The following is a 15,768-nucleotide window of genomic DNA, read 5'->3' as shown; positions in this document are numbered from 1 at the left end:
ATTCATCATCGTTTGACCGCCGTTTCTGTCAAAGGAATATCAAAGCACTGTATCCCTGCAGAGTAAGGCGCCAGAGTATAAAGCTGATAATAAACTCTAAGACTGTTCTCGGTTAAAATGAAATCTTTAATATTAAATTCATGTGCTATCCTAACTTCATAGTCATCAAAAAACCAGAAATCAGCTTTATATTTCATGCTTTCGATTTGCTCTTCCACCAATGAAAATATTTTGGATAGAGCTTCCTTTTCCTTTAAACCCATAATATCTGACAGCGTCATTACCTTTCCACTATTTAGGTCGAAAACTTCTGAACTCCACTTAGTGGTTGGATGCGCCCCACCCGTACTTTCATCAAATACCCATAGTATCGATAAAAACCCATCAGCATTATAAGTAATTTTGGTAACGCTCTGATATATGTGAAACAAATAAGGAATATCGTTGGTTCTACAGAATTCAAAGTCACTGTCGGCAAAATCGACTCCCTCGGAAAGCACCCAGGCTTTGTATTTTTCTGCTTTAGCTTCATTATAGTCGTTTATAGTTGCTATAGTATTTTTATTTTTATCGTTATCAATTATCGGATATGAAACCTTAAAGTCAAGCAATACATCTCCGCTATCATTTAGAATTTTTTTCGAACCTTCTTTTAAACTATAACTAACAGAAGATATCTCTCCTTCAAAAAAAGCACTGCACGAAACTGTTCCAACAACAAGAAATACTAAAGTGATCAATTTGAACAATATTTTCATTTTTATTCACCATTAAATTAGGATTACGATCCTATATCAAATAACACAATGACTACACCAACAACTATTTTTTTTACTATATCAAACATTTATGGAAGGTGATTGGTCCCTGCAGTAAGTCAGCCAATCGCCTGTTTCCACGACTGATTCCCTTGCGAGTTCAAAAAACAACCTGTCTTTTGACATTTCGTGATTTTCGTACAAGTCTTGAAATATGGTATACAAATATATCATCTTCTTGTGATCAGAGATTTTTCTTTGAAGGGAAAGTTTCCCATAGTAGTTTGACATAAAGACCGTTGTTGCAGAGACCAATCCCATAGTCAGATTTATGACATCTCTGATTTTCACCCCGTTTTCCCTGTTGGGCAAAATGATTTTCGCGATTTCAGACCCTTCGATTACCTCTAAAAACATTCTACTATTTGAAAATTTCAAAATTGCTGTCAGTATAAATGTAGCGACTGACATGATCAACATGGTTTTTGTGATTCGCGAGTTTAACTTGTCTTTAGCCGAATCTTTCTCAAGAGCATTTCTATGATATATGATTTGTCTATCGATCCAGTTGGTTTTAACTATTTCAGGGGAAATTCCAAACTTTGTTCTCACTCCAATCAGCAACGCGGCAATTCCATCTCTGATCCAGACATTTTTGTCATAATTAGGCCAGGTCAACGAATCACAAATATTTTTATTGATTCCCAGGATTTCCAAATAATATTGTACTCTTATAGTTTCCGCAAACACCCTATATTCCAGATATTTGCTTTGAAATCCTTTTCTTTTAATGCTCATATATAGAGTTATCATTGACACAAGAACCATCCCGTACAGTAGTAAAAATATTCCGTTATCCGTTTGGCCGAAAAACAGGAACAATAAAACCAATATCACCGCAAGTAAGGAAAGTTGAAACATTGACCTTAAATATTTGTTTCTATATTTTAAGGAAAGTTTGTCTGATATACTGTAGGATTTACTCAATGTGGCTTCAACCTTTTTCTCTGAAAAATCAATCCCTTCTTCAAAAATCAGGTCGCACTTGTTCGATTCTTCCAAAATAGCATCTTTATTATACGTATCCGTTCGTTTTAAGTTTGTTTCAAAGAATCCCGGCACTTTTTCCAATAGTTTAGTTTCATGCTTTCCATCAACCTTTTCAGCCTGGCTTCTACGAGTTTTTATATGCAGTACAGCCCCGTTTCTCATGGCTCTATATATGGTATCCTCATTCCCATAGCTTGTATTGAGCGTGAATCCTACTATTTCGGCTGTACCGCACCCTGTGGGTTTCGCCGGACTTCCATCCCATAGAGCTATAAGAATGTGGCTATGCGATGAAACATAAATGCCTGCCTGTCTGTAATAATAGTCCCTATTTTTTTGTTTTCCCGTTTCAATTTCAGGTGTTACAAAAACTTCAGCAGACTGTCCGAGCAAATCGTTGAACTTGCCAAGAGAATCCGCGATGAAATCCTTTCTGTATTCATCTACATCCATTGGCAAAACTGCAATGACGGGTATTCCCATATCAAGCGCAACTTCGGCACACAACTGATCAGCGCCTTCCGCAAGACTGTTCAAGACTACCAAATTTGAATTTGGAGATTTTTCCCTGATTTTCAGCAGTTCTTCTCTTACCTTCGACTTCAGCTCTGTGATATCCTCTGGGTATATGTCTCTGTGCCCTGTAAATCCAACAACTATAGGAATTTTCAATTCAATTTCCCCCATTCAGTCGATCAAATTTTCTGCCGCTAAAATCAATTCCTTTACACCAGTATACAAAGATCCGACAATGGCAGTACCATCCTCCAATAGCATCACTGCTTTCTTGTTGTCCGGTGTAAATCCAAATTTTGTCATGGTATTGTCAGATTCCATTTTAAAGAGATATTCTCCGGAATCCACAGAAAATATAAATGCCGATTTTATATCAGGACAATACATCATCATTTTGGTTCCATCCTGAGAGAATTCTATGTTTTCAATGGGATGATCCAAGCTAAGTACACTCCTGATTTTGCCGGTTTCCAAATCGAATATCATGGATCTTCCATCACCACATCCAGTAGCCATTACTTTTTCAGAAAACAAGATGTCATTTACCATCATCTGGTGTTCAGCTATTGCATAAACTGGATTACTTCCTTGATTCAAGTCAAATACTTCTATGAATCCATCTGCGTGAGACAACGCCAAGTAATTACCATCAGAAGAAGAGTATAAATCCGAATTGCCAATGGTGTACATGTCTCCCAACACGTGTTCGGTGGTCAACTTAATATCATCCTGCAGTGGATCTGTGTACCTTGAGGTGGTAAATAATTCTCCATCAAAATCATCAATTTCTTGAACTGTCGCACCAACTGGAGTCAGGAACTCCCCAGAAACACCATCCAGCGTAGATATCAATACCCTGTCATCAGTTTCTGCAAAAATTGCGTCTGAAACCAGGATCCCTGAAAAATTTGAAACCAGCGTCCCTTCTCTCGCATCGTAAAGTTCCAATTTTTCATGATTTGCAAGAACATAGTTTCCCATGGGACTAAAATCGACTTTATAAATTTGATTCCCGTAATTTTCTCCTGTCGTCCACAGGATAGCACCTGTACCGATCTCTATAACTGAAACCCCTTCCACTGAAGCCACAGCCAGCAATTTTTCATCATATGAGAACGACAGATCCGTGATCCCCCCACCGCTATCAAACATGAACTCCAGTACTATTTCTCCTGACCCCACATCCCAGCAGACTACCTTGTCAAAGACACCACCTGCCACATATTTATCTTTAGGTGATATTTCGATCTGTTCGTATGCGTAAATTCCTTCTTTGGAAAAATAGTATTCTTTAAAGTCGTCCGTATTAAAAATCATAAGTGAACCATCCAAATCGCAGCTTATTATTCCTTTCAATCCCCCGTTGCCCGAAATAAAATCCGAATATACCGTAGTCTTGCCCTCCAACTCCTTCTCTAGGTAAATCTCTTTAGTGTCAGTAGTATGATCCCAAAGAACCAATCTACTCTCTTCTCTAACAAGAACTTTTTTATTGTCATTCAAAAAAACGGCTCCTCCCATAGTCCAAGCCATATCATTATCTGATTTGTAAAATGCTTTAAGTGATCCGGTTTTACTTTCCCAAATCGATACGGAATTTTCCCAATTACAAACCGTAATAAACAGCTCTCCATCCTTGGAGAAGGTTGCACCGCCTAAAGGCTCCTTGCTGTTGACAACTGTGTGTATTATTTCACCTGTTGCTCCATCAATGATAACTGCCTCATTCTTGTTTACGATACCTAAAATTGTGCTAAAGTCAGGAGAAAACTTGAGATCTGTTATGTGCATATTTCTGTTTTTAATCAGAGAAACCCTATCTTCGGAATTTGCATATAAGGCGGTTTCGAGAACTTCTTTTATTTTGTCGTTATAGTCAACTTCCACATCTGCCGAAGCATCGTATGCAGAAAGTGCATAAACTAATCCTCCTTTATTGTCTCCCGACCTTGAAGCCAAAGCAGACTTTTCGATCAGCAATTTTATCTGGTTGTTTATTGCAATGTCTTTCTGCTGTGCAATTATTCTGTTTCGGTTAAGGGCGTATAAGGTAAAAGCGCTTAAAATCGTAGCCGTGACCACTCCGGCTTTTGCCAGATTTTTCAATTTTTGTTCCCTGGCTCTTTGCTTTAAATCGTCAAATGAAACCCCAAGCATTGGTGCCAGGATCCTAAGTTTTTCAGTATTCAATTTTTTCAACATTGATTTGACATTAGATTCTCTTACATCTGCTGCCAAGGGTTCTATCTCAATTTGATGTCCGTCCCTTTGGAAAAATCTTAGCTGATGGGGAAACGCTCTCTCCGGTTCACCTGAAACCAACAATGTCAAAATCCTGTCTCTTCTTCCCATCTCAATAAATGCGTCGATCTCTCTTAAACACCATTTTGATTCCAGCAATTCAGGCGAGCAGATGACAATAAGCCATGTACTGTTCTCCAAGGCAGATCGAATATCTGCTCCCAAGTCAGTTGACGTTGGCAATTCTTCCTGATCCCTAAAAACTTTTCCCATCCTTTTTATCCCCAGAGTTTTCTTTAAACTTGAGGGAATCCTGTAATTTTCGATCTGCCTGTGCAGCGATTTGGCAATCTCCATATCAGGCAATATGTGCCTGTAACTGATGAAAGCAGTGTACTTGTCGTGATTTTCCACTTTGACCCCTCCCGGAGAGATATGTTCATCAAATTTTTTTCTTACCTAATTATTACTCATATAATGGATCTTTAATCGCATGAAATTGCCAAAAACTAAAAAGACTCCGACTAAAGCCGGAGTCGAACGAAACTAAACCTTATTGTTATTTCGGATTTTCCATCAATCCTATAAACAGCGGAGTGTCTGTATTATTATCCCATATGCCGAATAAAAAGGGTCTGTCAAATGTAATTTGAATCTCTTCTGAAGGTGCGCTGGTCAAACGCATTTCTACACTTGTTACCGCAGCGGCTTCTGTTCCTTCTTCATTAACCTTGCAAAAGGTTTTATGGCGAACATCATTGATGAAAAGTTCGCTGATCCCTGAAGCATTCATGTTTGAAAAATCCGCATTTCCGCTAAAAGCTGTCTCCATTCCCATTATTGACAATTCATCGACCAAGCTGTTTTCATAAGCCATTTCAAATTTTGGCATGGAAAGTCTGACCGCTTTCTTTTCAACCGAATCAATCATTTGCGAAAGATCCATTGAATCCATCCCGCGAACAAAATCTCTGAGATCTGTCTGGTTATTGGGCATAAATGCAAAGTAGCCATACCTGTTATTTTCATATGGAAGAACTACTCCTTCAAAAGATTCTCTTGCCAAATATGAAATTTCTCCTGTCCTGTTCAAAAAGTCGACAACAACAATGCCTTCTGGTGAGTTGAAATTTTGTTCAATCGTATCATCACTTAAAAATTTCTCATCCCAGTCAGACTTGAAATAAACGGCATTGATAAGATACATTATTGTATCTCTGTGGATCTCGTCAACGATGCTGTCGATGGTTTCCATGGTGTGTTCTTTGACCCAGTCGTTTATCACTTTCACGGAATCTGTATCGTTGAAATCCAAGCTGCGGGCTCCTGCATCGAAGTAATCTGCATTATTCTGCAAAAAATCTTCAGATATCCCATAACCCTCTCTAAACCAAATCGAGTTTGCGACAAATAATTTTGTCCTGTCAGTATGCTGCCTTAGACGAAGGATCCAATTGCGACATGATTCATTGAAATCTTGGATAGTCATGTTTTCAAGCTTCAGGGCATCTTTCATTCCTTCAAGCGTGTCTTCCTGTGCTCCATTCAATGTCATGGATAAAGCCAGGTAGACGGATGTGGGTGAAACCAGCACATTCCCCTTTTCTCCAATAGAATTTTCAAAAATCTCCCATGAAAATTTGCTTACTGAACGGTTAAATTCCTGACTCATTGTATCTGCAGATTCAGGCCATTCAGCGGCTTTCACTTCGGCCATGAGGTCGTTGGAACCAGCTTTGGAACAACCGGTTGCAATAAGCGCCGTCACCAACAATAACGCAAGCGGCAACAAAACTTTTTTAAATTTTCTCATATTCGGCACCTCCACTAAATTAATTCCCAAATAGTTTGGCACACAAACACAAGAATGGTTCCTTTTAAGTTTTATATCCGATCTTAACAACTGTTATCCATCACTCCCTTGAATTGGGTTTCAAACAATTCTTTATAAACACCGCTTTTTTCAAGCAAATCAAGGTGTTTTCCCTCTTCCACGATAAAACCATCTTTAATAACAAGGATCTTGTCTGCAGCAAGCACCGTTGACAACCTGTGAGCTATAACTATCCCGGTCCGATTTCTCATAACCAGATCCAAAGATTTTTGTATGGAATTTTCTGAAATTGAATCGAGGGACGATGTGGCTTCATCCAACACTAAAATTTTTGGATTTTTCAAAACTACCCTTGCAATTGATATCCTCTGCTTTTCACCGCCCGATAATTTCAGACCTCTGTTTCCTACCAGGGTATCGTATCCTTCAGGCAAGCTGATTATAAAATCATGAAGATCTGCTATTCTACACGCCTCATGCATTTCAGATTCAGTTGCATCTTCTTTTGCATAAATCAAGTTTTCCCTGATGGTTCCATTGAACAGATATGTGTCCTGAGAGACAAATCCAATCGAACTTCTTAAATATTGCACGTCAAACTCCCTTACATCCACATTTGCTATGGACACTTTTCCCGCATCAACATCGTATAATCTTGGTATTAGATTGATAATCGTAGACTTACCCGATCCTGAAGGCCCCACGATGGCGCAAAAGGATCCATCCTGTACTTCGAACGAGATGTTTTTCAGCGTATTTATCCCTGATCTATAGGAAAAAGTAACGTTTTCAAATTTTATCCCTGCATTTTCCAAACTCGGTTTTAAAGGATTTTTGATTGTTTTTATCTGATTTTCTCTATCATAGTAATCGAATATCCTGTCAAACAATGCCAATGATCTTGTAAAATCAACTTTCAGGTTTAAAAGTGTTTGTATGGGTCTGTACAATCTGTTTATTAAAATTACGGTAGAAGTGATCATACCCACTGTCAATCCTGGATCAGCATTCTTGATCAACATGTAACCTCCGGCAAAGTATATCAAAAGAGGTCCAATTTGTGCGAACATCCCCATCATGATCCTGAAAAGCTTTCCTGACCGCTCTTCCTTCATAACTATATCGGTAAGATCTTTATTTATGGAAATAAATTTTTCATACTCCCGATCTTCTTTTGTAAATAGTTTAACTAAAAGCGATCCGCTGATGCTCAGGGTTTCATTGACGATTTGGTTCATGGCGTCGTTTCTTTCCTGGCTCTCAGACAAGAGTCTCCATCTGGTCCTTCCAACTTTTCTTGTAGGCAGGATTATGATCGGTATTACAATGATACCTACCAAAGCCAACCGCCAGTTTAATATAAAAAGAGCTCCTATTGTGGTAGCCACGATTATAAAATTACTTATAATACTGCTCAACGTACCGGATATTACCGCATTTACTCCTCCAATATCACTGTTCATCCTGGTTATTATGTCGCCTTGTTTCTCTGATAAGAAAAAGGCGTGCGGCATGTTGACAAGATGTTTATACATCTGATTTTTCATATCGAATATGATCTTTTGAGAAATCCAAGCATTGATATAACTCTCTGCAGCAACTATCAGTTGCGACAGGGTCAATGTACCAAAAGCTATTCCAAGAAGTCTTATCAAAAGTCCCATATCCTGACCTGTCAAAGCTTCATCAACTATTCTACCTGTGATTATTGAGGGAAAAAGCCCTATTATGGATGATAGGATGATAGCCACGAAAACTGCAGCAAATTGCACTTTGTAGGGCCTAAGATATGACAGTATCCTCATCAGCAACTTCTTGGACACCTTGGGCATGTTTTTCTTTTCATCCTCAGTTAAAAAACCACGTGGCCCCGGTGGCCTGTTGGATATATTGGCCATTTAGATCCTCCCTTTTTTATTTATCTCTCAAGTTTTAATAATTTCACTTGTTGATTGATTTCATATTTATTCTTGTTGACCTTCTATTGTTACACTGTCTCCCGTTTGTATTCTTCCCGATTTCAACACGACCATAAAAACTCCTTCTTTATGCATGATCACCTCTCTTGCTGTGTGATCAGATTGATCTTTGACAAAAGGTTTCCCGATTTGAGTTATTTCAAAAAGAGCTTCGCCTGCCCTTATCTTTGTTCCAATCGGCAGTGTATGGATCGTCAGTTCATCAATGGTAATGTTTTCCGAATATGTTTCCTCGCATGCTTTCCTTTCACTTTCGTCAAGCTGTTCAAGACTTTTTACAGAAAACAGGCAAACCTGCCTGTTCCAATTGCCGGCATGCCCATCACCTAGAAGACCATGCCCTATCTCAAACCAGCCTTCACCGATCGGCAATTTGCCGGTGCCCCTCTTCTCACTTAGATTTACAGACAGTACTCTCGCCATGTCGAACCTCCTTGCTCATTGTAAAATCAATTATAACATATGCGTTAGATTCATATTAAATACGAAATTTAGGTGCATATAATTTTTTTGTTTTAAGGATTCCAAAGCCGGAAACACTTTGCTTCTATAATGTGTTTCGTTAATTTATAAACTTTAGATTATACCCTTGACATTCAATATTTTAGGAAATATAATATTGAATAAATCCAGCTCTGTACAATTATATATCTATATAATTTTTAGAATGAATTAAAATTTATTTGAAAAGTTTGGATTTGTTTCAAATAGCTTTACCAAATTATTTTAACTCAAGGGGGAAAATCATGAAAAACAAAATGAGAAGAAAATTTTTGGTTCTGATAGCGTTGATGATGACAATTGCCATGTTGGGCTTCTTGGCCGGATGCTCTTCGTCTTCGGATGATGACGGCGGCAATGAAAACGATGCCGGTGAAACTGTAGAATTGGTGATGGGACATCCATTCTCGGGTCAGCATCCTATCAGTTTGAACATTCTCGAGCCATTTGCTGAGGCTTTGGAAGAGGAAAGCAACGGAAGAATCAAATTGACTATAATTCCTGCAGCTGCAATTACAAGCGCAGCATCTGTTTACGAAGATGTAATAGCTGGATCTTTTGATATTGGTTGGACTCTTCAAGGCTACACTGCAGGGAGATACCCATTGACCGAGGTGGTGGAACTTCCTTTCATAGTCAATTCTGCAACAGAAGGTTCCGTGGCATTATGGAGACTTCTTGAACAAAGTCCAGATTTGCAGGATGAGTATTCCGAAGTAAAAGTACTAAGTTTGTGGGTCACCGACACCGGAGAGATAATGTCTAAAAAACCTGTTCAGCTACCCGCCGACATGGCAGGCATGAGAGTAAGATTTGCGGGACCAATGCAGGAAACCATGCTTACAAAGCTTGGAGCGGTTCCTGTAGGTATGGCTGCACCTGACATGTACGACAACCTTGAAAGAGGGATCATCGACGGAATTGCAATAGGTTCTTCAACTATCGAGTCATATCGTTTGCATGAGGTCATCACCAACGCTACCAGAGGGTTGGAGATGTTCGTATCGCCTCAGGTTTTGTTCCTTAACAAAGATAAATGGGACAGCCTTTCATCTGATGATCAGGAATTGATATCAAGGCTGAGCGGCGAATACATGGCTGAAAAAGCCGGTGAGATCTACGACCACGGCCTGGAAACAGGGTTCCAGATAGCCGAAGACGGGGGCGTTGAAATATACGCTGTACCGGAAGATGTAAAAGCTCAGTGGGATGCGGTCCTGGCACCCATGATCGGTGAATGGACCGGCAAAGATTCAACACACCAAAATGTATACGATCTTATGGTTCAAATCGTTGAGGACATGAGAAAGTAATTCAAAAAATCAAATAAACACAGCAATAGCGCTGTTTGCAGATAATCTTGCAGCGCTATTCTATCGTTTACGAGGTCACTGACATAATTTTATTTTATCTAAATTTTAAGGAGAAAAATCCATGGAAAAAATTTCTTTGAAAATCAATCGAATCGCTTCCTACATAAGCGCCGTGATAATGTTTATATTGACGATTTGGACTGTTATGGACGTAGCGGGGAGGTATATTTTGAACAAGCCGATCAGGGGCACTTACGAGATCACTGAACTGGCCCTTGTTCTCATAGTCTTTTTTGGGCTTGGTTATGCGCAGCACAAGGACGACCACGTTGTCATCGATCTGCTTTATACAAGATTTCCCAGAAAAATGCGATTTGTGATTTACGAATTGGGAGTTCTTCTCTCAATAGGCGTTACCGCCCTTATGACTTGGAGATTATACTTGTACGGTGTTAGAATGCAGTCGGGCAATTACACTACTTCGGTCCTTGGAATCCCCTTGTATCCTGTGGTAATATTTGCGGTAATAGGGTCCATATGCTTTCTTTTGTCATTGATAGCATCATTATTTACATTTAAAAAATCGGAAGGAGAAGCTGAATAATATGTCACCTGAGTTGATTGGAGTTTTAGGAATCGTACTATTATTGATATTATTGGCATTTCGTATTCCGGTAGGTATCGCCATGATCGCAGTTTCTGTCTTGGGCTACTCCATGATAGTATCTCCGGAAGGAGCTTTCGCAAAATTGGGGGCTGATGCTTTCGTAAATGCCAAAAGTTATACTTTGAGCGTAATACCCCTTTTCGTACTGATGGGAATGGTCTTGTCCCACGCTAATTTGGGCGGAGAGCTTTATCAGCTCTTTGACGTCATTTTGGGCAGGGTCCGGGGCGGAATGGCCATGGCAACATTGGGAGCCAGCGCTCTTTTTTCAGCTGTTTCCGGTTCTGCTGTTGCTACGGCATCGACTATAGCCAGCGTTTCTGTAGATGAAATGAGAAAATACAAATACGATGACGGTTTGGCTGCGGGTTGTGCTGCTGTAGGCGGAACTTTGGGGATACTCATTCCTCCCAGTTCAACGCTCGTAATTTATGGAGCACTTACAGAGGAAACCATCGGCGGTCTTTTGATAGCGGGAATAATCCCCGGAATAATGACCACTGTAATGTTGATGCTTACAGTTTCACTTACATTGAAATTCAAACCACAGCTTGCTCCAGTAGTAAATCGGGAGAAAAGAAAAATGACTTGGGATCTTTTAAAAACGGTTTGGGCAATTCCTACCATCTTCCTTATCAGCATGGGTGGTATCTACCTGGGTTGGTTTACTCCCACAGAAGCCGGGGCAGTAGGAACGTTCCTTTCATTCGTCGCAGCCTTGATATTGAAGCGTCTTAACTGGAAAGCCTTCAAAGGTGCAATGAGCCAGGCGACCAGGATCACAGCAATGACCTTTCTTATAATGGTAGGGGGAAAAATGTTCGGGACTTTCTTATCCATAAGTCGTATCCCAATTTACCTTACCAGGGTACTGACTACCATGGACGTAACTCCATTTCTTGTTATAATGGCCATTTTTGCCATATATCTGGTTATGGGAGCTTTTATGGATGCCATGGCAATCCTGGTCATTATGACCCCAATTGTCTACCCTATAGTTATTACCTTGGGGTATGACGGTGTCTGGTTTGGTATAATGACGGTCATCATGCTGCTTATCGCTTTGTTGACTCCTCCTGTCGGAGTAGTTTCCCTAGTGGTGGCTTCCATAACAAAAGTGGCACCCGCCAGAGTTTTCAAAGCCGTAATTCCTTTCTGGTTTACTTTGATAGCCGCAGGAATAATAGTTACGTTGTTCCCGGATATAGTATTATTCTTGCCAAGTTTAATGGGATGACCTCAAATTTATATATCACAGCAAAAGCCAGTGTGCATTCAAGATGCTCACTGGCTTTTGTTATATTACTAAAAAATCATTTATTACTTTGTAGCTGCGTTTCTTCCCGCTATTCTACCAAATACATTGATGTCTGCAAGGGCGTTACCGCCAAGCCTGTTGGTTCCGTGTATCCCGCCTGTTACTTCTCCCGCTGCATACAAGTTTTCAATAATAGTTCCATCTGCAGTCAATACTTGAGTTTCCGTATTTATCTCTATACCACCCATTGTATGGTGAACAGTCGGTACTCTCGCTCCTGCGTAATATGGAGCAGTGTCGATTTTATCTTCATAAAGCGTTCTGCCGAATTCATCAATACCTTCATCCACACCTTTGTTGAATCCTTCTACTGCCTTTACAAGGTTGTCGGCATCTACACCGATCAACTCAGCCAATTCCTCAAGCGTGTCGGCTTTGTAAGCTCTTCCTGCAGCTACAAGTTCTTCGATAGATTCATTGAAGTGGTTTTTCACATCTTCAGTTGGATAAGAATGCTTGTCCAAAACTACCCACATAAAGTTATCTTTCTGCTCGAACAAAGCCTCTGTCATAACGTCTCTACGAGCACCTTCGTCAACAAATCTGTTACCGTCTTTATTTACAAATATTCTATTCTCAACACCTTGCTCGATGTTTCCACTCAAGCTTCCTGTTTCAGGATCACCCATCGGCAGAAGTTGGATCCATTCCATACCTACAAGATTGGCTCCTATTTCTTTTGCCATAGCGATCCCGTCACCAGTCGCACCTGGATGGTTGGTAGTCTTGATGTTAGTCAAATCAGCCCATTGAGTATTGTACTCGTTTCTCAATTCAACGCTGGCTCCAAATCCTCCTGTAGCAACTACAACACCTTTTGTAGCTGTGATTTCATAGTAAGCATCCGGGCCTTCAGCCTTGACTCCCACCACCTTGTTTCCATCCATAACAAGCTCTGTTGCTTCTGTATTCAACATCACTTGAGCTTCACCATTGGTATTTTCGATATAGTTCATGAATGTCTCGATGAATCCTGTTCCCAAAGGTTTGACCGGTGAATGGGCTCTCGGCCACATTCCACCTAAAACTGTATGGATATGATCATTAAACTGCATTCCCATAGTTTCGAGCCATTGAATGGTTGGATATGCGTTTTCAACCATGATCCTTATCATATCTGTGTTTCCCAGTTTGTCTCCACCTTCATAAGTCTGCTGAAAGTGCAGGTCTATGGAGTCTTCGATACCTTGCGGTTCCTGTCTTGAAGGGTCCACAGCATTGTAAGATGCTCCTGATATGATAGTATTACCGCCTACTTTGCCCATTTTTTCCAAAACCAGTACTTCCGCGCCGTTCTCATGAGCCGATACTGCTGCTGCAAGTCCTGCACCACCGGCGCCTATTACTACAACTTCCGTTGATATTTCCTTTGTTTCCTTTTCTGTATCGTCGGACTTCTTCTCAGTTAATTTAGCTATGTCTCCACCTGCAGCTTCAAGTGCCTGCGTTACTGCATCGATAATGCCGTTTGAAGTGTAAGTTGCTCCTGAAACGATATCGACAGCCAAAGTTTGTCCGTCTATCATTGCTTTTGGAATAAGTTCAAAAGCCGGATCTGAAACTCCCGGTGTCTCATCGTGTTCCAATACATTTATTCCGATTATTTTTTCGTCGTCCACTTCAACTTCCAGCTTGATGTCGCCGTGAATTCCCTTTCCCACTCCTTCGTAGGTCCCTGCTTTGAACATAGTGTCGGTATCGGTGTCTGCTTTACATCCAAACATAAAGAACATTAAAAACCCACACAACAAAACAGAAATGATTCTTTTCATTTGTTTCTTTTTCATTTGTTATCCCCCTTGATTTTTTGATAAATATTTCTCAATAACTTGGTTATTATATTAACATATCGATAGAATGAATTCAATGAATTTGTTCACTGAATTCATTATTTTTTTAACATTTTGTTTGAATCTGGTTAATATAAAAAAATGCACCTCCAAAAGCTGTCTAACTTTCGAGGTACATTCCAATTTTAACTTTATCAATTATTTTATCACTAGAGTACTCAAAACTCTTTCAGTATAACTGCTCATTTTCCTTACCACATCATACTCACCATTGTTGAGACACCAATCATAAACAATTCCTCTTGCAAGAATAAACAGCATACTGACGATTTCGTCAGGCGAAAATTCTCTTGTGATTTTATTTTCACCTTGCGCTCTTTCAATGACTTCTACCAGAACTTCCTGCATCCCTCTTTTTTTTGCGAAAAACTGGTTCTCTGGATTATATATTTGTTTAAGTGTGGTAATACCTGTCTTAACGTTGAATTTTGAATATATGACGAAGAACTCACGGATGGCTTCTATTGATTCGAATTGACTCAGGGTGACTCTTACCTCGTTTTTAAAGTAATCATCCGCTTGCTTAAAAATCAATTCCAATATATCGTTCTTGGAATTGAAATAATTATAAAATGACCCTATGGACACATCTGCTTTTTGGCATATGTCTTCGATCCTTATATTCTCATACCCATTGGCTTCAAGTAATTCCAGGGCAGTCTTGTAAATTTTTTCTTTGGTTTCATTTGCCTTTATCTGTCTTTTGGTCAAGGATACTTTCAAGATGATTCTCCATTCATAAATATGATATGTTGCGCTCCTGGTTCTAACTAAATTATAATTCACTTTAGATCTTTGTGCACACTTTTTTACCTTTTTTAATTTTTATTTAAGTTATAAAAAATATACTCAATTTAGATTTTAACTTTCGTTTAAAACGTTGACCTTGATCTAAAAGCATTATATATTAGACCTATATCAAAATGGTGGGTGATATCGTGATAAAAATCCTGACAATTAGAGAAATTAAAATAGGCGAAGGTATTCCAAAAATCTGTGTTCCAATAGTAGGCAAAACACATTTTGAGATAATCGACGAAGCCAAAGAGATATTAAATCATTCAGTTGATCTGGTGGAATGGCGCGGAGACTGGTTTGATGAAGTTTTTGAATTTGAAAAAGTATTAGAAACTTTAAAATCATTGAGGGCGATATTTAAAGATATTCCTTTGCTTTTCAGCTTCAGGACCATTCAAGAAGGTGGCCAAAAATCAATTCCCTTGGATGAATACGCTTCCCTTATAAAATACGTTATTAATACCTCTATGGTGGATCTGGTGGATGTAGAACTTCTTACAGCCGGAGATGAGCTGTTTGTGGATCTGATCCATGAAGCTCACGAAAATGGCGTAAAAATCGTCGCTTCCAACCATGATTTTCAAAAAACTCCAAGCGTAGATCATATGGTGTCGATCTTGAGAAAAATGCAGGATCTTGGTGCCGATATCCCAAAACTGGCAGTGATGCCAAGATCAAAATCAGATGTCCTGGAACTTCTGATGGCTACTACCATCATGAATGAAAACTATGGGGATAGGCCAATTATAACCATGTCAATGTCGGGGACCGGTCTTATCAGTCGATTGGCAGGTGAAACTTTTGGCAGCGCAGTTACTTTTGGAGCGGTTTCCAAAACATCTGCTCCAGGGCAGATCAGTGCGGAGGATCTCTCGACAATGTTAAAAATTCTTCATAAGAATACGTAGAAAATGCCGGCATAGCTGAAACCAGTCTAAAGTCG

12 protein-coding genes are annotated in these 15,768 nt (G+C 39.6%); 4 read left to right on the top strand and 8 right to left on the bottom strand.

The annotated features are described in order from the left end of the window. Nucleotides 1-5 precede the first annotated feature (5 nt). The 6 genes from IWB18_RS07640 to IWB18_RS07615 all read right to left on the bottom strand — a co-directional run bounded on the left by IWB18_RS07640 (nucleotide 6) and on the right by IWB18_RS07615 (nucleotide 8,801). Nucleotides 6-758, bottom strand: a complete 753-nt coding sequence (locus IWB18_RS07640) for a DUF3298 and DUF4163 domain-containing protein (protein WP_195683029.1) — start codon at nucleotides 756-758, stop codon at nucleotides 6-8. Between the two features lie 81 nt (nucleotides 759-839). After that, nucleotides 840-2,480: a hypothetical protein gene (locus IWB18_RS07635; protein ID WP_195683028.1), complete on the bottom strand. Its 1,641-nt coding sequence runs from the start codon at nucleotides 2,478-2,480 to the stop codon at nucleotides 840-842. 15 nt (nucleotides 2,481-2,495) lie between these two features. Then, on the bottom strand, nucleotides 2,496-4,979 hold the full coding sequence (locus tag IWB18_RS12710) for a toll/interleukin-1 receptor domain-containing protein (RefSeq protein WP_195683027.1): 2,484 nt from the start codon (nucleotides 4,977-4,979) through the stop codon (nucleotides 2,496-2,498). A 145-nt stretch (nucleotides 4,980-5,124) separates the two neighbouring features. Further along, nucleotides 5,125-6,378: a serpin family protein gene (locus IWB18_RS07625; RefSeq protein WP_195683026.1), complete on the bottom strand. Its 1,254-nt coding sequence runs from the start codon at nucleotides 6,376-6,378 to the stop codon at nucleotides 5,125-5,127. An 83-nt stretch (nucleotides 6,379-6,461) separates the two neighbouring features. Then, nucleotides 6,462-8,297 (bottom strand): ABC transporter ATP-binding protein, encoded by a 1,836-nt coding sequence (locus tag IWB18_RS07620; protein ID WP_195683025.1) that lies wholly within the window; start codon nucleotides 8,295-8,297, stop codon nucleotides 6,462-6,464. A gap of 66 nt (nucleotides 8,298-8,363) precedes the next feature. After that, complete coding sequence (locus tag IWB18_RS07615) at nucleotides 8,364-8,801, bottom strand: MOSC domain-containing protein (RefSeq protein ID WP_195683024.1); 438 nt, start codon at nucleotides 8,799-8,801, stop codon at nucleotides 8,364-8,366. Nucleotides 8,802-9,124: 323 nt separating this feature from the next. Here IWB18_RS07615 and IWB18_RS07610 point away from each other — a divergent pair, with 323 nt between their 5' ends. The 3 genes from IWB18_RS07610 to IWB18_RS07600 all read left to right on the top strand — a co-directional run bounded on the left by IWB18_RS07610 (nucleotide 9,125) and on the right by IWB18_RS07600 (nucleotide 12,096). Then, complete coding sequence (locus IWB18_RS07610; protein ID WP_195683023.1) at nucleotides 9,125-10,192, top strand: TRAP transporter substrate-binding protein; 1,068 nt, start codon at nucleotides 9,125-9,127, stop codon at nucleotides 10,190-10,192. Nucleotides 10,193-10,313: 121 nt separating this feature from the next. Continuing rightward, nucleotides 10,314-10,796, top strand: a complete 483-nt coding sequence (locus IWB18_RS07605) for a TRAP transporter small permease (RefSeq protein WP_195683022.1) — start codon at nucleotides 10,314-10,316, stop codon at nucleotides 10,794-10,796. A 1-nt stretch (nucleotide 10,797) separates the two neighbouring features. After that, a complete protein-coding gene (locus IWB18_RS07600; protein ID WP_195683021.1) occupies nucleotides 10,798-12,096 on the top strand; it encodes a TRAP transporter large permease in 1,299 nt (432 codons plus the stop codon). A gap of 83 nt (nucleotides 12,097-12,179) precedes the next feature. Here the strand turns inward: IWB18_RS07600 and IWB18_RS07595 are convergent, their stop codons facing one another. Both IWB18_RS07595 and IWB18_RS07590 read right to left on the bottom strand, forming a co-directional pair. Next, nucleotides 12,180-13,964, bottom strand: coding sequence for a flavocytochrome c (locus IWB18_RS07595; protein ID WP_207740775.1), 1,785 nt, complete (start codon nucleotides 13,962-13,964; stop codon nucleotides 12,180-12,182). Between the two features lie 201 nt (nucleotides 13,965-14,165). Then, a complete protein-coding gene (locus IWB18_RS07590) occupies nucleotides 14,166-14,750 on the bottom strand; it encodes a TetR/AcrR family transcriptional regulator (protein ID WP_195683020.1) in 585 nt (194 codons plus the stop codon). 215 nt (nucleotides 14,751-14,965) lie between these two features. On the opposite strand from IWB18_RS07590, the gene aroD reads away from it, so the two are divergent. Next, on the top strand, nucleotides 14,966-15,733 hold the full coding sequence (aroD, locus tag IWB18_RS07585; protein ID WP_408626609.1) for a type I 3-dehydroquinate dehydratase: 768 nt from the start codon (nucleotides 14,966-14,968) through the stop codon (nucleotides 15,731-15,733). Nucleotides 15,734-15,768 lie beyond the last annotated feature (35 nt).

Origin of the sequence: Alkalibacter mobilis, from assembly GCF_015594845.1 — a bacterium.
In the GTDB taxonomy this organism is placed as follows: Bacteria; Bacillota; Clostridia; order Eubacteriales; family Alkalibacteraceae; genus Alkalibacter; species Alkalibacter mobilis.
This window is presented reverse-complemented; position numbering and strand designations above follow the sequence as displayed.